This is a genomic window from Bradyrhizobium embrapense, from assembly GCF_001189235.2.
Lineage (GTDB): Bacteria > Pseudomonadota > Alphaproteobacteria > Rhizobiales > Xanthobacteraceae > Bradyrhizobium > Bradyrhizobium embrapense.
Genome location: NZ_LFIP02000011.1, coordinates 201,025 through 219,075, shown reverse-complemented (window position 1 = coordinate 219,075; position 18,051 = coordinate 201,025). Strand labels below are relative to the sequence as shown.

General features: G+C 61.4%; 17 protein-coding genes and 2 pseudogenes. 11 read left to right on the top strand and 8 right to left on the bottom strand.

The features are described 5' to 3' along the window. The first annotated feature begins 152 nt into the window (after positions 1 to 152). Positions 153 to 560 (top strand): hypothetical protein, encoded by a 408-nt coding sequence (locus AKN83_RS33595; protein WP_244522190.1) that lies wholly within the window; start codon positions 153 to 155, stop codon positions 558 to 560. Between the two features lie 422 nt (positions 561 to 982). On the opposite strand, the gene AKN83_RS33590 is transcribed toward AKN83_RS33595, so the two are convergent. Beyond that, positions 983 to 1,450, bottom strand: coding sequence for a MarR family winged helix-turn-helix transcriptional regulator (locus tag AKN83_RS33590; RefSeq protein ID WP_050401629.1), 468 nt, complete (start codon positions 1,448 to 1,450; stop codon positions 983 to 985). A 285-nt stretch (positions 1,451 to 1,735) separates the two neighbouring features. Here AKN83_RS33590 and AKN83_RS33585 point away from each other — a divergent pair, with 285 nt between their 5' ends. From AKN83_RS33585 to AKN83_RS33545, 9 genes are all read left to right on the top strand, one after another. Beyond that, complete coding sequence (locus AKN83_RS33585) at positions 1,736 to 3,994, top strand: xanthine dehydrogenase family protein molybdopterin-binding subunit (RefSeq protein ID WP_083992351.1); 2,259 nt, start codon at positions 1,736 to 1,738, stop codon at positions 3,992 to 3,994. 4 nt (positions 3,995 to 3,998) lie between these two features. Then, complete coding sequence (locus tag AKN83_RS33580) at positions 3,999 to 4,448, top strand: SRPBCC family protein (protein ID WP_050401596.1); 450 nt, start codon at positions 3,999 to 4,001, stop codon at positions 4,446 to 4,448. A gap of 2 nt (positions 4,449 to 4,450) precedes the next feature. After that, the gene (locus tag AKN83_RS33575) at positions 4,451 to 5,326 is read left to right on the top strand and encodes an FAD binding domain-containing protein (protein ID WP_050401595.1); all 876 of its coding nucleotides are present in this window, start codon (positions 4,451 to 4,453) and stop codon (positions 5,324 to 5,326) included. Then, positions 5,323 to 5,802 (top strand): (2Fe-2S)-binding protein, encoded by a 480-nt coding sequence (locus AKN83_RS33570; RefSeq protein WP_083992350.1) that lies wholly within the window; start codon positions 5,323 to 5,325, stop codon positions 5,800 to 5,802. Before AKN83_RS33575 ends, AKN83_RS33570 begins: the two co-directional genes overlap by 4 nt. A gap of 38 nt (positions 5,803 to 5,840) precedes the next feature. Beyond that, positions 5,841 to 7,052: an FAD-dependent monooxygenase gene (locus AKN83_RS33565; protein WP_083992358.1), complete on the top strand. Its 1,212-nt coding sequence runs from the start codon at positions 5,841 to 5,843 to the stop codon at positions 7,050 to 7,052. A gap of 31 nt (positions 7,053 to 7,083) precedes the next feature. Next, positions 7,084 to 7,800 carry an isochorismatase family protein gene (locus AKN83_RS33560; protein ID WP_050401594.1) on the top strand — a complete coding sequence of 239 codons (717 nt, stop codon included), beginning with the start codon at positions 7,084 to 7,086 and terminating at the stop codon, positions 7,798 to 7,800. After that, positions 7,797 to 8,609 carry an alpha/beta fold hydrolase gene (locus AKN83_RS33555; protein ID WP_050401593.1) on the top strand — a complete coding sequence of 271 codons (813 nt, stop codon included), beginning with the start codon at positions 7,797 to 7,799 and terminating at the stop codon, positions 8,607 to 8,609. The genes AKN83_RS33560 and AKN83_RS33555 overlap by 4 nt, the downstream gene beginning before the upstream one ends. 60 nt (positions 8,610 to 8,669) lie before the next feature. Next, positions 8,670 to 9,722: a 2,5-dihydroxypyridine 5,6-dioxygenase NicX family protein gene (locus tag AKN83_RS33550; RefSeq protein ID WP_083992349.1), complete on the top strand. Its 1,053-nt coding sequence runs from the start codon at positions 8,670 to 8,672 to the stop codon at positions 9,720 to 9,722. 111 nt (positions 9,723 to 9,833) lie between these two features. Beyond that, positions 9,834 to 11,183: an MFS transporter gene (locus AKN83_RS33545; RefSeq protein WP_050401592.1), complete on the top strand. Its 1,350-nt coding sequence runs from the start codon at positions 9,834 to 9,836 to the stop codon at positions 11,181 to 11,183. 333 nt (positions 11,184 to 11,516) lie between these two features. Here the strand turns inward: AKN83_RS33545 and dinB are convergent, their stop codons facing one another. The 4 genes and pseudogenes from dinB to AKN83_RS42160 all read right to left on the bottom strand — a co-directional run. Then, positions 11,517 to 12,620, bottom strand: coding sequence for a DNA polymerase IV (gene dinB / locus AKN83_RS33540; RefSeq protein WP_083992348.1), 1,104 nt, complete (start codon positions 12,618 to 12,620; stop codon positions 11,517 to 11,519). Beyond that, positions 12,617 to 13,342 carry an SOS response-associated peptidase gene (locus AKN83_RS33535; protein ID WP_050401591.1) on the bottom strand — a complete coding sequence of 242 codons (726 nt, stop codon included), beginning with the start codon at positions 13,340 to 13,342 and terminating at the stop codon, positions 12,617 to 12,619. Before AKN83_RS33535 ends, dinB begins: the two co-directional genes overlap by 4 nt. Positions 13,343 to 13,413: 71 nt before the next feature. Next, positions 13,414 to 13,503 (bottom strand): annotated as a pseudogene (locus tag AKN83_RS42285) (NUDIX hydrolase); the annotation flags it as partial. Positions 13,504 to 13,722: 219 nt separating this feature from the next. Beyond that, a pseudogene (locus tag AKN83_RS42160) lies at positions 13,723 to 13,839 on the bottom strand (IS5/IS1182 family transposase); the annotation flags it as partial. A gap of 373 nt (positions 13,840 to 14,212) precedes the next feature. Here AKN83_RS42160 and AKN83_RS42155 point away from each other — a divergent pair. Further along, entirely contained in the window at positions 14,213 to 14,548 is a 336-nt protein-coding gene (locus AKN83_RS42155) for a hypothetical protein (RefSeq protein WP_157113689.1), read from the top strand. 196 nt (positions 14,549 to 14,744) lie between these two features. Here AKN83_RS42155 and AKN83_RS33525 read toward each other — a convergent pair whose 3' ends face one another. The 3 genes from AKN83_RS33525 to AKN83_RS33515 are packed head-to-tail and all read right to left on the bottom strand — an operon-like array spanning position 14,745 to position 18,024. Then, positions 14,745 to 15,719: an amidohydrolase family protein gene (locus AKN83_RS33525; protein ID WP_050401589.1), complete on the bottom strand. Its 975-nt coding sequence runs from the start codon at positions 15,717 to 15,719 to the stop codon at positions 14,745 to 14,747. Positions 15,720 to 15,748: 29 nt separating this feature from the next. Then, the gene (locus AKN83_RS33520) at positions 15,749 to 16,687 is read right to left on the bottom strand and encodes an amidohydrolase family protein (protein WP_157113688.1); all 939 of its coding nucleotides are present in this window, start codon (positions 16,685 to 16,687) and stop codon (positions 15,749 to 15,751) included. A 23-nt stretch (positions 16,688 to 16,710) separates the two neighbouring features. After that, entirely contained in the window at positions 16,711 to 18,024 is a 1,314-nt protein-coding gene (locus AKN83_RS33515; RefSeq protein WP_430641593.1) for an MFS transporter, read from the bottom strand. Positions 18,025 to 18,051 lie beyond the last annotated feature (27 nt).

Sequence of the window (18,051 nt, the reverse complement as noted above, 5' to 3'; positions counted from 1 at the left end):
CCCGACGGTGGAAAATGCCGCGTTCCCGCGTCAATCGGCTCCGCCGATCGCGCTTTCACGGTTGTCCGCAAGGGTTTTCGCCAGAAAATGCCGCGACCCCCGATGCTAGCAAGGAACTGTTTCGCAGAAAGCCGGCACGGACGTGTTGCCGATTGGAAGGCGAAAGCCAGGCCGCGCAGGCTGAATCATCGAAAGACCGAAGGCGGCGCCGGGCGATCGTTCGGGGGCAATTGAATATGGCGGAGGATAATCGAACTGTCTTCAGCATATCCCTGAGCGCTCAGGAACTGGAGTTCGCGGCGGCAGGCCGTGACTTTGTTCTGCAGAAGAAACCCGAGCTCAGATCGTGCATCGTTGTAGCGGACAATATGCTTTCGATCGCCGACCAGCCACATGTCCGGCAAGCATTCATGGAATTGGGCCTGGCTAGATTGGTCCGCGTTCTGCGGCTCGCGATCGTGGGTAAAGCGATTGCGATCAGGAGAGTCCCTAGATTGCTGTTCGATCTCGCGCGCTTCAGGACAAAAATCGTCCGCGCCCTGCGCAGGCGCGCGGGATAGCCGCTCAGGGAACGGCGTCGATCGATCGTGCGATGAAGCCGGCATTCGAAAGATGGTCGGTGATGGGCTCGATCAATTGTTGTGATCGGGTCGTCGTCGGCTATCGACCGACTGGTCCCAGGTTCATGCAGCATGGCGCGTGCCGATGTGGCTCATCCTGGCCTTGTCACGCGAAAATGCCGGAAGCTAGCGCAGTTCCGCCTTCTTCAGCAGAAAATGCCGGGCGGCATACCGGATAGTTCTGTCGCTGAGATCGTTCGTTGGGCTGTCTTCGATCGATATCCGCGTTCGGCGTTTGCGAAGGATCCACATCCTTCGCTTCCTCCCTGGACTTGGCCCGGCTTGTGCCGGGCCATTTTTTGCTCGGCGGCGGTTGAAGCGTCTACGGGATCAGCTTGTCGGCCGGCTCAGCGCTGTGGGGCTCAGCGGCGTATGATTTTCTTGAGAATCTCGGTCAGAGTCCGAAATTCTTCCCTCGTCAACGGGGCAAATGTCTCGCCGGAAATCTCAGCAATGGTCTCGATCGCAGCGTCCGCCGTCCGCCTCCCTTTGTCCGTTAATTCGATCTGCCGTCGTCGTGGATCCAAAGGATCCTTGGAGCTCTTGATCAGCCCGCGCGATTTGAGGCGATTGATGACGCCAGTGATCGTTGCTGAATCATAGTGGATCAGTCGCCCCAGGTGATTTTGAGAACATGATCCGACTTCCCTCAGTTTCGCCAGCGTCGAGAATTGGGGTGGGGTCAGTTCTTCGATCATTTTCGCGACAAAGATCGATGTGTGGGTACGGAGCGCGACGCGCAACAGGAATCCTGGTGCATCGTCCAACCTGTAAGATTGTGCGGCCTCTTTCGGCTTCTCCGTCGGAGCCGTCCTGGTTTTCGGTTGCACGATTTTCGTCCTCTTGCGGCACTTGCCCGTGGCTCGGCTGAACAAAGCTGGATGGCTCGGCCTTGGAAGTTCCGAGTTGATCATTTGTGTACATTCGTTGCCCCCAAGAATCCATGCCGTCCGACCGCGAGCCCTATCCGTCCGGCGGGTAGGGCTATCACTCGTATACGAGTGTAGCGCTTGCATACGAGTGATAATTGGGGTAGAGGTTGAGTATTGCCCCTGGGGAGGAGCCGCGCAGGCTTCCTGACCATTCGGCTGTGACCTCGCACCCCGGATCCGAGCATGTCGGTGACTGACAGCATGAGTGCCGTACGACCCGACCTCATCGAGAAGGTTACGGGGCGGGCAGAATACGTTACCGACCTCGTGATCCCGGGGATGCTGCACGGCTTTGTGGTTCGTTCGCCGGCTCCTCACGCGCGCATCTCGTCGATTGACGTGAGCGTCGCCAGGTCCGTACCCGGCGTCGTCGACGTGCTCATCGGAGCGGATGTCGTCTCGTTCGGTTGCTGGGGTGTCGTGCTTAAGGACCGGCCGATCATGGCAATCGACCGGGTCCGGTATGTGGGCGAGCCGGTCGCCGTGGTGATCGCTGAGACTATCGAGATCGCCGAAGCCGCCGCGGAGCTTGTGGACATCGCGTACGACGAACTCCCGCACGCAACGACCATCCGTGAAGCGATGATGGCGGATGCGCCGCTCATCCATGAGCATCATGAAAACCTCGAAGACTTCTACTTCAAGGGCGGCGCCAGGCCGACACCGGGCAGCAACATCTTCCACACTTACAGGAACAACGTCGGAGATGTTGAAGCTGCGGAGGCGGTCGCGGCGTACGTTCACGAGGACCACTTCACGTTTCCGGCAATCTCGCATTTCGCGATGGAGCCGCATGCTGTCATCGCCGACTTCCAGGGAGACTCCCTGACGGTCTGGGCAGGTGCGCAGACGCCGACCGCGGTTCAGAAGGTGCTCTCCAGGCTGTTCGGCCTGGCGCTGGCCAAGGTCCGCGTGATCGTCCCGTTCGTTGGCGGCGGATTCGGCGGCAAGGCATCCGTCAAGATCGAGCCGTTGGTCGCCGCCGCGTCCTGGAAGGTGCGCCGCCCGGTTCGGGTGGCTCAATCCATGGCTGAATCGATGCTCACCTGCCGAAGGCTCGGCGCTGACATCACGATTCGCACCGCGGTCGATGCCAACGGACGGATCCTCGCGAAGAGCGCCAGGCTTCTGCTCGACGGCGGAGCGTACTCAGATACGGGCTCAGCAGTCGCCACGAAATCGGCGAACCGCATCATGGGCCCATACGTGGTGCCGAACATGCGGCTCGAAGCATGTGCGGTTTACACGAACACCGTCCCTGGCGCGGCGTTCCGCTCAATCGGTGGCCCACAGGCGGTTTGGGCCAAGGAATCGCACATGGACAATGTGGCTGCGGCAATCGGCATGGACCCGACCGAGTTCCGCATGCTGAACCTGGCCTCCCGTGGCGAGCGCATCCGCCCCGACCTGCGCGCGCTCGACATGGACATGAGCGAGTTGATCGGCCGGGTGAGGCGGTCGTTCGCGCCGGACGCGCAACCCTCCAACCGCAAGGCGCAAGGATTGGCGCTTGCCGCAACCGATCCGGCGAATACGCCGATCAGCAACGCGATCGTGCGCCTCAAGATCGATGGGTCGATTCTCGTTGCGGTCTCCAGCATCGAGGTTGGTCAGGGCGCGCACGCGACGATGGCCCAAATCGCGGCGCAGACATTGAAGCAGAAGGTGTCTGCGGTCACCGTCCTGCGCTCGGATACAGCGGTCGCTCCTTACGACTGGGGTACCGGCGCGAGCCGCTCGACCGTCGTCGTCGGCCTCTCTGTCGAGAGCGCCGCTCTCGACGCAGCCGATCAGATTATCGACATGGTTGCAGAGGTCTGGGAGCTTCCCCGCGACGGACTGTCACTCGTCGAGGGAGGCGTCTCGACCGGTCCAGACGTTCTCACTTTCCATCAGATATTTCACCGCAGTCTGGGTGTCGATTCGGGAGAAGTCGTCGGCCGCGGTGCCATCACGCCGCGCTCGAAGAAAGGCTCCCTGGCGGAGTCACCTCTGTTCTGGGAGACAGCCGCAGGTCTCGCAGAGATCGTGGTCGATGAGGAAACCGGCGAGATCCGTGTGCCTCGGTACGCCAGCGCCGCCGACGTCGGCCGTGTGATCAATCGCCTCGCCGCGGAAGGTCAGGATGAGGGCGCCGCTGTCATGGGGCTCGGTCACGCGCTTCACGAGGCGCTCGAGTTCGAGGACGGGCAACCCGTCAACGCGACTCCGATCGATTATTCGATACCGCGGATCACCGACGTGCCGCCCTCGTTCGACACGATACTTGTCGAAAACGGCGACGGCCCCGGGGCTGGCGGCGCCAAAGGAATGGGCGAGGGAGCAATCCTGCCGGTCGCTCCGGCGATCGCCAACGCGCTGTTCGCCGCCTACGGCGTCCGAATAACCAATCTGCCGATGACACCCGAAAAAGTGTGGCGCGCACTCCGGAAGAGGAACTGAATTCATGGAATTCAACATGTCAATGGCGGTGCCGGCGACCCCGGCGCAGCTTTGGAGCACGCTGCTCGACGTTCCACGCATATCGAGCTGCATTCCCGGGTGCGAAAGCGTCGAGGAAATCCAGCGGCTTGCAACCTACAAAGCGACCGTCAAGCAGAAGATCGGTCCTTTCAAGCTCGAAGTGCCGGCTGACATCATCGTTGAATCGATTACCGAGCCGTCTCACGTGCGTACCCGCGCTACGGGCCGCGACAAGATCACAGGAACGCGGCTGGCCGTTGTCCTCGACGTAACCGTCACGCAGGCCGGTTCTGGATCCACATTTGCCGTGGACGCGAAAGTCGACGTGCAGGGCCGGCTCGCGAGCATGGGGTTCGGCATCATCAAACGCCGGGTCGATCAGAACTTCGAAGAGTTCGAGAAGCGACTCAAAGAAATGCTGGGCGCGGCCTGATCATGCTGCCGTCACCCTTCCAATTCGAGCGGCCTTCGACGATTGCCGACGCCGTGCGTGCCGTCGGCGATTCCGGGGACGGTATGTTCTACGCCGGCGGCACCGAATTGCTGCTCGCGCTGAAAATGCGCGTCATCCGTATAGACCGCCTCATCGACATCAAGGGTATCCCCGGGCTCGATTGCATTGCCGTCAACGGCATGAACGAGATCGAGATCGGCGCGCGCTGCACGCACAGAAAGATCAGCGGCGATCCCGTTATCCGCGAGCACGTGCCGGCGCTTGCGTCGCTCTGCGCCGAGGTCGCAAACATCAGGGTCCGGAACGTTGGGACAATCGGCGGCAATCTCTGCTTCGGAGAGCCTCACGCCGATCCGCCGACGATGCTCGCCGCTCTCAACGCACGGCTGGTGCTCGAGGGATCCCGGGGGACGCGTGAAGTTTACGCTGATGATTTCATCCGAAGCGAAATGGAAACGGTGCGCGAGCCTGACGAGCTGCTGAGAGTGATCGTGTTCCCGCGGCCCGCAGGACCCGTAACCTATCGCCGGTTCAAGCATGGTGAGAGGCCTTCCGTTAACGTCGCGATGGCCTGGTCACTGAATCCCGGCAGGAGCACGATCACGAGCGCCCGTGTGCGGGTCGGCGCGCTTGGTTCGCGGCCACAGCCTTTGACGATCGTCGAGGGTGCCCTCCGAAACGTAGCGGTAGCAGAGGCCCGTCGGGCGATTGAGACAGCTCTTCCCGCAGCCTTGGATCAGCTCGAAGTCAACGCCGATCGACATGGCGGGGCCGATTACAAGCGTCACCTTGCAGGCGTGCTTCTTCTGCGTAACGCCGATGAGGCGATCATCGCCGGCGGGAGCTGGCCGAAATGACACAGGTATTGGCTATCTCGTTCTCGCTGAACGGCAAGACGATTGCCGTCGACGTCCCGGCCCATGTGCTCCTGATCGACCTCATCCGAGATCGTTTGGGCCTCAGGGGAACGAAACGTTCCTGCGACATGGAAGTATGCGGCGCTTGCACGGTCCTTCTTGACGGTGAACCGATCTCGAGCTGCACAACGCTCGCGGTCGATGTGGACCGGCGCGCGGTCACCACAATCGAGGGTGTGACCCCACCAGACGGACTATCCCGGATCCAGGAGGCGTTCGTGCTTCATGGCGGTCTGCAGTGCGGCTTCTGCACGCCCGGGTTCATCATGGCAGTCACGGCGCTCTTGGAGACGACGCCACACCCGACAGACGCTGAAATCCGGCACTATCTCGACGGCAATCTTTGCCGCTGCACCGGTTACACCAAGATTTTCGAAGCCGTGAAGAGCCTTGCGCGCCGGCAGGATGCCGCTTGAAACCGCGCGAGACGGCGCAGCTACTTTTTGGAGGTATCATGAGTATTGATCAGGTCAAAAGAACGAGCGTCTTGATTGCGGGCGCGGGCATCGGCGGCTTGGCGATGGCCTTATCGCTGCTCCGACGCGGCATCGATTGCGACGTTTTCGAGCAGGCGTCCGAGTTGCGTGAAGTCGGCGCCGGTCTTTGGGTCTCCATGAACGGTGTGCGCGTACTTCGCGATCTCGGCCTCGCCGAGCAAGTCGAACAAAATTGCATCGCGGCCGAGCGACGTTCCATCCGGCTCTGGAACACCGGTGAAACGTGGTCCCTGTATGACCGGAGCACCGACGCAGCCCGCAACCAGCCCTACCTTCTGCTGCGCGCGCACCTGTTGAAGATCCTTGTCGACGGCGTACGGCGCGCGAAGGCGGACGCCATCCATCTGAACGCCCATGTTGTCGGATTCAGCCAGAGCCGGGACGGAGTTTTGGCCCGGCTCGCGGACGGCCGCGAGATCGAAGGTCGGGCGCTGATCGGCGCCGACGGTTCGCATTCGAAGGTCCGAACCGGGCTGATCGGCCAGATCGAAAGCCAGTACACCAACGCAATCGCCTGGCGTGGTCTTGTGCCGGTCGACCGCCTCGAGCCGCATCAGCGCGAGCCCGTGGTGTCGACATGGATTGGGCCGAACGCACATGTCACGGCATATCCGGTCCGCTGGCAGAACACGGAATTGATGACGTTCTCGGGGCAGGTCGATCGCAACGACTGGCTCCTGGAATCCTGGTCGGAGAAGGGGTCTGTCGAGGAGTGCCTGAAGGACTTCGTGGGCTGGCATCCCGACATCATCGCGCTCGTCAGCAACGTCGAAAGCCTTCACAAATGGGGCCTGTTCGTGCGGCCCACGCTGGCTGGTTGGTCGCAAGGACGGGTCACGCTTCTTGGAGATGCGTGCCACTCCATGCTGCCATATCTCGGTCAGGGAGTGAACATGGCGTTGGAGGACGCCTCCGTTCTCGCCCGGTGCCTCGAGCAGCACCCAAGCGATCCTGCGAGAGCTTTCCAGACATATCAAAGCCTGCGCCTGGATCGCACAACCAGGGTTGTGAACTCCGCGGCTGGGATGCTGCCGATCTTTCATAACCCGGCGCTATCCAGGGCCGAAACGGCGGGAGACTACATCAGGACGCAGTGGGCGCCGGAAGCGACCGCCGCTCGTTACGACTGGATCTACCAGTACGACGCGACCGCCATTCCTCTTCATTGACATCTCTCCCCACGAGCACCGGTGCACAAGGATGATCGGCAAAGCGCAGCCCTGGGACAGGGTGATACCGCTCGAAGAGCGCGAGACCTACGCGATCGCAGGATTGGGTGGCGCGGCTGGATTCGGCAAGCGGCCCGCGCTGCTGGTGATTGACGTGCAGTACCGCTCGGTCGGTGACCGGCCGATGCCGATCCGCGAGGCGATCAAGCAATATCCAACCAGCTGCGGTGAGGCTGGTTGGCAGGCCATAGCGCAGATTGCCGATCTGATGCGGTTGTTTCGCGGCAGAAGATGGCCGGTGATATTTCCGCATGTCGCCTGCAAGGTCAGCCATGACCAGGGGGCATTCGCGGCAAAAATTCCAGCCATCATGCAGATCCCGCCCGAGGGCTACGACTTTGTTCGCGAGGTGGCTCCAGAGCCGGGAGAGCTGCTGCTGCCAAAGACGCAGGCAAGCGCGTTCTTCGGCACCCCGCTCACGACATATCTCGTCGGGGCCGGGATCGATTCACTGGTGGTGACCGGCTGCACGACAAGCGGCTGCGTCCGGGCATCGGTCGTCGATGCATGCGCGCTGAATTTCAAATCGATCGTGCCGAGCGATGCTGTCTACGATCGTTCGCCGACTTCGCACGCCGTCAACCTGTTCGATATAGCCAGCAAGTACGCAGATGTGATGCCCACCTCGGAAGTCACCGAGCGGCTTCATGCGCTGCCAGCCGATCGTACGCAGGATCGCCCGACATGAGTGTCGCCCAGGTCTCCGGTCTGCTCTACGGCGCTCACGTGCGCGCAAATGGCGTCCGCCAGCATTACCTGCGCTTCGGCGGAGCCGGTCCTGCCATCATCATCCTCCCGGGCATCTCGACGGCCGCGGCACAATGGGCGTTCATCGCGGAACGTCTGTGCATCGGACATGACGTCTATGTACTCGACGTCCGGGGACGCGGCCTTTCCGAAAGCGGGCCGCATCTCAATTATTCGCTGGATGCCTGCGCCTCGGATCTGGTCGCATTCGCCGAGGCGCTGGAAATAGGCGCGTATACCCTGCTCGGCCACTCCATGGGCGCCCGGATCGGAATTCGTGCCGCACGCTGGCGGCCATCGTCCATGAGACAGTTGATCCTGGTCGATCCTCCGGTCTCCGGCCCCGGACGCCGCGCCTATCCAAGTCCGATCGGGCCTCTTCTGAAGCTGCTTCATAGCGCAAGGCTTGGAGAAGCGGACGCGGCGCTGCGAAGCCCCTCCGCGCCGCGCTGGCCCGAAAAGCACATCCGTGCCCGGGCCGAGTGGATGCACACCTGCGACGAGCGCGCCCTGATCGAAAGTCACAAGGGCTTTCATCACGATGACATTCACAACGATCTCGCCAACCTCAGCGTCCGAACCTGGCTGCTCGTTGCAGGCAAAGGCGACGTCATCCGTCCCGAAGATGAGAGAGAGATTCAACGATTATTGCCGTCCATCGAGATCAAGCGACTGGAGGGCGCAGGTCACCAAATGCACATCGACGACACGGAAGGCTTCCTTTCGATCGTCAGTGACGTCCTCGCCTGACCGCTCGAAAGACCGGTCGGAGCGCTGCGATTACATGCCCGGCAAAGGAGATGACTGAAGATGACCCGGCAACGCATCGATGTTGATATGCTCGAACTGTTCAAGGCCGAACTTGCACTCTGCAAGGTGAGCGAAGGCGAGGTCGTGGCTGTCCTGAGCGGCGGCGAGGATCAGTCGGAGTATGCCCAGACGTTCATGCTGGCCGCGCGGAGCCTTGGCGCGACAACTTTCCACCTCAATGTTCCAAAGTACGGCCAGAGCAAGGTTGCGGGCCAGCAGGGCAGACACGCGCTGAGCGGCAACCAGCCGGCGATCGACACGCTCAAGCGCGTGGACATGGTGATTGATCTTCTGGGCCTGCTGTTCTCGCGCGAGCAACTCGAAATTCAGGAGGCAGGCACGCGCATTCTGCGCGTCATGGAGCCGTTCCACATTCTCAAGAAGATGTTCCCGACTGAGGATCTCCGCCGGCGGACCGAGCTCTCACGGACGCTCCTGCAGTCAGCCAGAACCATGCGCATCACGTCGCCGGGCGGAACGGATGTGACCTACGGCCTAAAGCAATATCCGGTCATTTCCGAGTACGGATACACCGATGAACCGGGCCGCTGGGATCATTTCCCGTCAGGATTTGCTTTCACGCAGGCCACGGATGGGGACGTCAACGGCACTGTCGTCCTGATGCCGGGCGACATTCTCTGCGCATTCAAGCGCTACATCCAGTCTCCGGTCACGCTCACCATCAAGGACGGCTACATCGTCGACCTCAAGGGCGAAGGCACCGACGCGACGCTCATCAGGAGCTATATCGACAGTTTCGGCGATCCGCGAGGTTGGGCAGTCTCGCATATCGGGTGGGGATCGAATGAGCGCGCCGACTGGCACCATATAGCTGCATCTCAGCAACTCGCGTCGGAGCACATCATGAACGCGCTTTCCTTTTATGGAAACGTTCTGTTCTCGACGGGACCGAATACCGAGCTTGGCGGCACGAACGACACGCCGTGTCATCTCGATATCCCGCTTCGCGGCTGCAGTCTCTGGCTCGACGATATTCACATCCTCGACAAGGGCGAGTTTGCCTACCCGGAGTTGAGGGCGCCCGGCCGCTAGGCCTCGGCATCGAACCGGGACCCGGAGTCGCAATTGCGGCTCCCAATGACGCGGAAAGCGCTTCGGCGACGATCATCCACTGTTCAGCTCTTTCAACGGGAAACGCATTGCATGTCTAAGACCGTCTCAGGTGTGGAAGATTACACGGCCAGGCAACGCTATTCGATCATGATCTCGGCGATGCTGGGATACATTCTCGACTTCTACGATGTCCTGATCTTTCCGTTTCTCTTGCCGGCGATCCAGCGGTCAATGTCGCTATCGTTGACCGAGATCGGCTCCCTGCAGGCCCTGACGCTCTTCGGATCAGCGATCGGCGGGGCCCTGTTCGGCGTCATCGGTGATCGCCTTGGCCGAAAGACCTCGCTTCAGCTCACGATCGCGCTGTTCTCGGTCGCGGCGATTATTTCCGCGTTCGCATGGAATTACTGGTCGCTTGCGGTGCTGCGGTTCATCACCGGCATCGGTCTTGGCGGCGAGTACGGCGTTGGCATGGTGCTCTTCAACGAGGCCTGGAAAAAAGGCAGCCGCGGCCTGGGCGCGGCTGCGCTTCAGGGCTGCGCCGTGATCGCATCGTCCACGGCGTCGATCGTCGGAATCTGGCTTATCGCGACGTTCAGCGACGAGTGGAGCTGGCGCATCGGCCTGCTGAGCGGCGGAATGCCGATCCTGCTGATCATCTTCATCCGCTTCTTCATGCCTGAATCGAAAATCTGGCTGGAGTACGAGGCGCAACGCAAGGCCGGTCAGGTTGCAGAGGCGGCCCGCACGCTTCCCCTGGCGGATCTGTTTCGCAACGGGCTGGCGCGCCAGACCGTCACTGCCTGCGTGTGGCTGATGAGCTACATGCTTTGCTACTACAGCGTCGTCTCCTTCATTCCGACGCTGTTGCTCCGGGACATGCACACGCCGGGCGACGTGGTTCGCACCACGGCCGTTCTTCTTTCCGTGGTCAGCGGCATTTGCTATCTCGCCAACGGCTTTTTCAACGACAGGGCTGGCCGCCGATTCGGTGCTCTCGTGCCGGCGTTGTTCTGGATCGGATCCCTGGTTGGCATGGCGGTATGGGGAGGTCAGCTCTATGCCGGCTCGAAGACCGAGTGGCCGATGTTCTGGCTCTATATCGGTTTCGGGATTGGCAACGTTGCGCTCGGCGTGACGGGCGTCTGGATCTCGGAGCTCTATCCGGTCAATTTGCGCGCGACGGCGGTGTCCACGTTCTATATGGGCGGTCGTGGTCTTGGCAGCATCGCGCCGGTTATCGTGCCCCTTGCGGCCGCTCATTTCGGCGGAAGCCTGCTGAACGGCATGGTCGCCGTGGCCCTTCCCGCCGCAACTGTCTTCGTTCTGGCCTCTCTTCTGCTTCCTGAGACGCTCGGTCGGGATTTGTCCGCGAAGGGCTTCAAGGCCGATGCGGACTCGGAGCCGGCGATGAAGGCTGCTCCCGTCTCGAGCCTATGATGCGCTCGTGAAAGACGCGCGGCGAGATGAGAGCTTGTCGCGCTCATCTCGCCGGCCCGGCGCGGAAGGTGGCACTCGGTACAGGGCTCGTCGATACGGACAAATGACGCCTGGTCGAGGCCTTCAATGCATCGATCAAGACTCGGCCAGCACCGTCTTCTTCATGCGTGTGCCGCTGCCCCGATCGCAGGTGTTGCCGCCGGCCGATCCTCGGCGCCCCTGCCGAACCTGTTGCAATCATGCGATAGTGCTGCTTGGGCAATTCGGATTTCCGCGGCATGGCGATTGGCCGTATCGTCCGGATTTGGCGGTGTCCTTATGTAGCTGCGACCTTCAGATCGGCAGGTCAAGTTGTGGCGCCGCATCGTCGTTCTGTAGGGACGAAAGCGAAACCCCCAGCAGCCGGACTGACCTGGAAAAGGGCATCTCGTTTTGAAGCAGCGCGATCGACATTCGCTCGAGTTCTGCGCGGCTTGAAACCGCAGCAGGTACCGACCTGCTGCGCGTGATGATCTCGAAATCGTTGAACTTTACCTTGAGGGTCACCGTTCGGCCACGCGCTGCCTTGTCTTCACAGTGCCGCCAGACCTTGTCGATGAGTGGCTGCAGTTCGGCTGCCAATGTCTGGAATTCGGTCAAATCGCTTGAGAAAGTGGTTTCTGCGCCGACCGACTTCCGGATTCGATCGGCGCGGACCTCACGATGATCGACGCCCCTTGATATCCAATAGTAGTACGCTCCGGCCTTGCCGAAATTGGCCTGCATGAATGCGAGCGACTGATTGCGCATATCGAGCCCCGTGTAGAGGCCCAGGGCATTCATCCTGGCGCTGGTCGCAGGACCAATGCCGTGGAATCTGCCGACGGGCAGGACTTCCACGAATGCCGAGCCCATTTCAGGCGTGATGACGTATTGGCCATTCGGCTTGCGGTGATCCGAGGCAAGCTTTGCCAGAAACTTGTTATAGGAGATGCCGGCCGAAGCGTTCAGACCTGTCTCGGCTTTGATCTTGGCGCGGATAGCGAGCGCGACGTCGCGCGCCCATTGAATGCGCTGCAGGTTGTCGGTCACGTCGAGATAGGCCTCGTCGAGCGACAGGGGCTCGATAATCGGTGTGTGCTCTGCGAAGATGTCGCGGATCTGCTGCGAGATGGCCTTGTAAATCTCGAAGCGCGGCTTGACGAAGATCAGATCGGGGCATTGTCGTTTTGCCGTGACGGACGGCATGGCCGAACGAACTCCGAACTTTCTGGCTTCATAGCTGGCCGCCGCCACGACGCCGCGTTCGCGGGAGCCTCCGACGGCGACCGGCTTGCCACGCAGGTCTGGATTGTCCCGCTGCTCGACGGACGCATAGAATGCATCCATGTCGATGTGGATGATCTTGCGCTGCCGGAGCGGCGCAATTGCCTGGTCGTCATCGATCTCGATGGTCACGTCCCGAGCCCGGCCGTATCTTCCTTGACGCCACGAGCAACCACCCGGAGTGTTCCGTCGGCAAGCGGCCGCTGCAATTTCAGTGCCTCGTCCGGAGGTGCCGTCATCCAGACGTCTACCTCCGCCGGCGAGGTCAGGATCACCGGCGTCGCCTTCGGGTGAATGGCTCCGACCTCTGCATTGGGCTCCGTCGTCAGGAACGCGTAGAGGTCGTTGGTGGTCACGCCTTCCCTGACCTTGCGGACGGACGTCCAGCTGGTCCAGATGCCGGCGAAGCAGGCGAGGGGGCGACTCTCGTCGAGCGCGAACCAGATATCGCCGCCCGCAGCCCTGTTGAACTCGCTGAAGGAGTTGAACGGCACCACGCAGCGGTTTTCGGGGCCGAGCCATCTCGTCCAGTGCCTGCTCTTCACGTTGCGGATATTGGTCGTGCCGCCGTCCGGCTCCATCCGCAGCAATTCCTTGAAATCGACCGCCTTACCTTTCGCCTCGAGCTTTGCCGCGCGCTTTTTGGTTGCTTCCATCATGGCCTGCTGCGATGACGGCATGCCCCACCGTGCCGTCGCCAGTTCTCGGCCCTCGGCCGCATTGCGCACGATCGGCGCCTTGTAATTGGGAAAAACCCCTGGCATCGGCGCCAGATTGCCGACGTACCGGTTCACGACGCGGAACAGCGCGGCGATGGCTGCTTGATTGGTCGTGATCGAGTAGAGATTGCACATCGGTCAGGCTTTGGTCCGAGAGTGGCGCGGCTGCCCCGCCAACTGTAACAGAGTCGCGGAGGGACGCCGGCCTCGGCAAACTCGCGTCGCGCGACCTGCTCTGGATCGTCCAGTGCATCGATTTCGCCCTTTGGGATAGACCAGGCGCCCCTATCCTTGTTGACGTAGCAGATGTTGCAAGTGGTTTTCTTCCACGCTGCGTTCGACATCGCACTTCCTCCCGGATCGGTGGCGCCGATATTATATGATACGCGTAATAAAACAACTTGGGATATGGATATAGAGAGCCTGCGCGCTAGTTCCTCCTGATGCAGGCTGCATGCTGAGGTGTCGATTATCTGAACAGCCGCATCATGGGCAACGGCAAGCGAGGCCTTCGGCAGATCCCGCCATGGTGCCCCGGACCGCAAATCCAAAAAGATGCTATTGAGGGCACGGCGATCATTCACGCGCGGCAGGCCACGTGGCTTATTGGGGAGCACCGGCTTTATGGCGATCCATTCATAGGCGGCAAGTTAGTAGCGCATGATTCGATGAACGCTCTGTTCCCGATGAGAGCGATGGTGTTCGCGGAGGGTCGGCCCAAAATCGCAAAGGCAGCAAGCCGCCCATCCGCTGGCTCTACTTCAGCATTATGCAGGCGCCAAGAAGCACGAGGCGGTCGCCGATCGTGGTTACTTTGATTGAGAGGAGATACTAGCCTGCGAAGAGGCCGGCGTTGCAGTCACCTTGCCCAAACCATGACGTCGAACGCCAAGGCGGAGGGCCGGTTCGGCAAGCAGGACTTCGCCTACCTGCCTGATGAGGACGTCTACCGCTGCCCAATCCGGCCAGCTGCTGCCCTATCACTACACCAACATCGAGCACGGAATGACGCTGCGCCGTTATTGGTCGACGGCAGCGTGCCAAAGCTGCGCGACTAAGAGCCAATGTACGCCATCCAAGGAGCGCCGCATCTCGCGTTGGGAGCATGACCATGTGGTCGAGGAGGTCCAGAGACGGTCGATTCCAATCCCGACGCCGTGCGGAGACGGTCGAGCATCCCTTCGCACGATCAAAGCCCGCATGGATGCGTCCCACATCCAGATGGAGCACCTACGGAACGTCGCCGCCGAGATGGCGCTGCATGTTCTCGCCTATAACCTCACATGGGTGATGAACATCCTCGGCAAACAGAGCCTGATCGCAGCCATCCGCGCCGCCTGACGGCCAGAACGTGCGTCCAAAAGCGCAATACCGCGTCGCGACAACCACTTTGGAAGGTCATGGACGATCCGACGCGAGAATATTGGCCGACGACCGCGGCCGCGTGTCGCCCTATCCATTTACGCACGACAAAGACCCATTGTAGACATGGCTGGCAGATCCACGTAGCCTTCGCGGGGTGTTTGCTTCTCCAACGCTACAGAAAGCCGTACAATTGCCTCGGATTATCGACAAGGATTTTCTTGCGGGCAGTTTCATCCGGCGTCCACTGTGCCAACAGGTCGAACAGGCCCGCATCATCGGGCATGTGCTTTTCGCCGCGATGCGGCCAATCACTTCCCCAGACCATTCGCTCTGGCGCGGCCTTGGCGAATGCCTTCGCAACCTCGGTGGCATCGGCGTAGTTGGGAGGTCCGCTCGCAGTGTTGAGGTAAGCCCCGGAAAGTTTCATCCAGGTCCGTCCGCCATCAAGCAGCTTGCGGACCGCCTTATAGGCGCGATGATTGACGCCTTGAGCGGGCGGCAAGCGGGCGATGTGATCGATCACCACCGGTGTCGGCAGTCGTGACAAGATGCTCTGGAGATCGGCGATCTGGTCGCCTGTCATGTAAACCTGAACGTGCCAGCCGAGCGGATGGACCTTTCTGGCCATCGTCTCCAGGCGCTCGGCAGTCGTTACCCCCCATGATTGGGACGTCACAAAATTGACCCTGATGCCAACCGCGCCCTTCGCGGCCATCTGCGTTAGTTCCGCATCGGAAATATCGAGATCGACGACGACCACGGCGCGCGCCGAATTGCCGAATTGCGCGACGCCGTCGAGCGTGGCGCGATTGTCGACGCCATAGGTCGACGGCGTCACCACGACCACGCGGCTGGTTCCGATGCGTTTTTGAAACGATCGGTAGGCCGGTACGTCGCTATCGATCACCGGCTCGCCTTTCCAGTGACTCGAAGCGGGAAACTGCCGCGAGAAGATGTGGATGTGGGAATCGCAAGCACCTTCCGGAACAGACGTCTTCGGAGGTTCGGTGCCCGACGAAAACGGCACCACCCCTTGTTGGGCCTCAGCGTGGCCGCCCTGCAGTCCGACCGCCGTCGACATCGCAAACAAGCCAGCCGCTTTTAAGACATCGCGCCGAGCGACTTCAGCACCATGGATTGCTTTCATGGGTTTTCTCCTGATGAGCGTCCGTGCGTTCAGAAGCCGTAGAGCGCAGCGGGGTTGTCGACGAGGATCTGAGCCTGCAGCTTTGCATCCGGTGCCGAAACAGCCAGCAGATCGAGCAGCACGGCATCATCGGGTTTTGCGTCGGCAGGCGACGTGGGATGCGGCCAATCGCTGCCCCAGACGAGCCTTTCGGGGGCAAGCTTGACGAAGGCCCGCGCAAGCCGGTTCCGGTCAGCATAGGTCGGCGCGCCGCTTTTCGAGAGAATGTAGGCGCCAGTCAGCTTCACCCATGCGCCGCGCGTTTCAATGAGCCTGGCGATCACGCCAAACGCCGGATGATCCGGGCCGGCTGGCTCGGGAAGGTGACCCATGTGGTCAAACACGACCGGGACAGGCAATCCCTCCAGAGTATCTTTCAGCTCAACGATCTTGTCGCCGTCCGACACGAGCTGGATATGCCAGCCGAACTCGGCGATCTTGCGGGCGACCGGCGCCAAGTCGTCTATCGGGGCGCCACCGGGAAGCCGTGTGCCGAACCGCACGCCGCGAATGCCGATGGCGTGGAGGCGTTTGATCTCGTCCGTTGTCACAGTGGCGTCGAGCATGGCGATGCCACGTGCGTTGTTGCCGAACGCCTTGACCGATTCGACCAGCAGGCGATTGTCGGTCCCGTAGGTCGAAGGCTGCACTACCACGTTGCGCGCGAGCCCGAGCCGGCGCTGCAACTGGCGATAATTATCGACGCTGGCGTCCGGCGGCCGCAGCGTCGCGCTCGGCGCCGGCGGAAACCGGCTGTCGTAAATGTGATGGTGGCAGTCGGTCGCATTTGGCGGCACGGCGATTGATGGGGCCGCCGTGCCCGAAGACCAGGGCACCGGCTGGGCGAAGGCATGATGCGTTGTCGCGCCGAGCGCGGCGCCGGCCGAAAGCAACGCAAGGCAATGGCGGCGACTAATCAAGGTGATCACGTGTGGCTCCCGTCCAAGCTGGCTCATGCTGCGGTCGAGGCCGCGCGTGCTTCGCGAGCGGCCGCACGGCCGAGAACGAGCACGCTGATGGCAGCGGCCGCATCGATCGCGGCAACCGGCAACATGCCGAGCGCGAAGCTCCCGGTTGACTCCTTGATCAGCCCGACGACGTTGACCATGATGCCGCCGCCGATCAGATTGGCGATGGCGTTGATGCCCGCGATGCCCGCGGCCAGCGTGGTGGCCGACAACCATCCGGATGACAACGCCCAGAACGGTCCCTTGAAGGCATAGGCGCCGACCAGCGCGCAGGATACGGCGGCAACGGTGGTCGCAAGGCTTCCGGACAAAGTGAGATAGGACAGGCCGAACGCCCCGAGCAGCAGGGGAAGCGCAGTGTGCCATTTCCGCTCGTCGCTCCGGTCGGAATGTCGACCCCACAGGATCATGAGCACCGTGGCAATGCCGTACGGAATCGCGTTGACGAAGCCGGTCTGCAGGTTGGTCAGGCCGAACGCCTTGAGGACCTGCGGTTGCCATACCGACAACACGCTGCCGGTTGCCGATGCGCCTGAGCAGACCAGCGCCATCGTCAGGAAGTACTTGTTGCGCGCGAGTTCCCACAGCGAGATGTGACCGACGGGCTTTTTATGCGAAGCCTCTTCGTCGAGACGGCCGATCAGCCATTCGCGCTGCGCGTCGCTCAGCCAGCTTGCGTCGCGCGGTTTGTCGGTCAGCACGAAAAGGCAGGTAATCCCGAGCAGAACCGTGGGAAGCCCTTCCAGGATGAACAGCCACTGCCAGCCCTTGAGACCGAGAACGCCGTCCAGTTCGAGCAGCGATACGGACAGCGGGGATCCGAGGAATGTCGCCAGCGGGATGGAAACCGTGAAGGTCGCAAGGATGCGCGCGCGGTATTCATTCGGCAGCCAGTACGTCAGATAGAGGATTGCGCCCGGAAAGAAGCCGGCTTCCGCAGCTCCCAGGATGAACCGCATCGCATACAGCGAGTACGGCCCGGTCACCAGACCCATGCAGGCCGTGATCAGTCCCCACGTGATCATGATCCGCGCGATCCAGCGGCGGGCACCGAAGCGCTGCAAGGCAAGATTGCTCGGAACTTCGACCAGGAAATAGGAAAAGAAGAACAAGCTCGCGCCGAAGCCGAACATCGCCGGCGTCAGCCCGAGATCCTTGTTCATCTGCAACGCGGCAAAACCGACATTGACCCTGTCGAGCAAGGCGAAGAAGTAGCAAACCATCAGGAACGGAACGAGCCGCAGAACGACCCGGCGTATCGTTGTCCGTTCGAGTGATTGCACAGACTGTTCGCTCACGTCCTTATCCTCCCCTGCGGTGTTCAT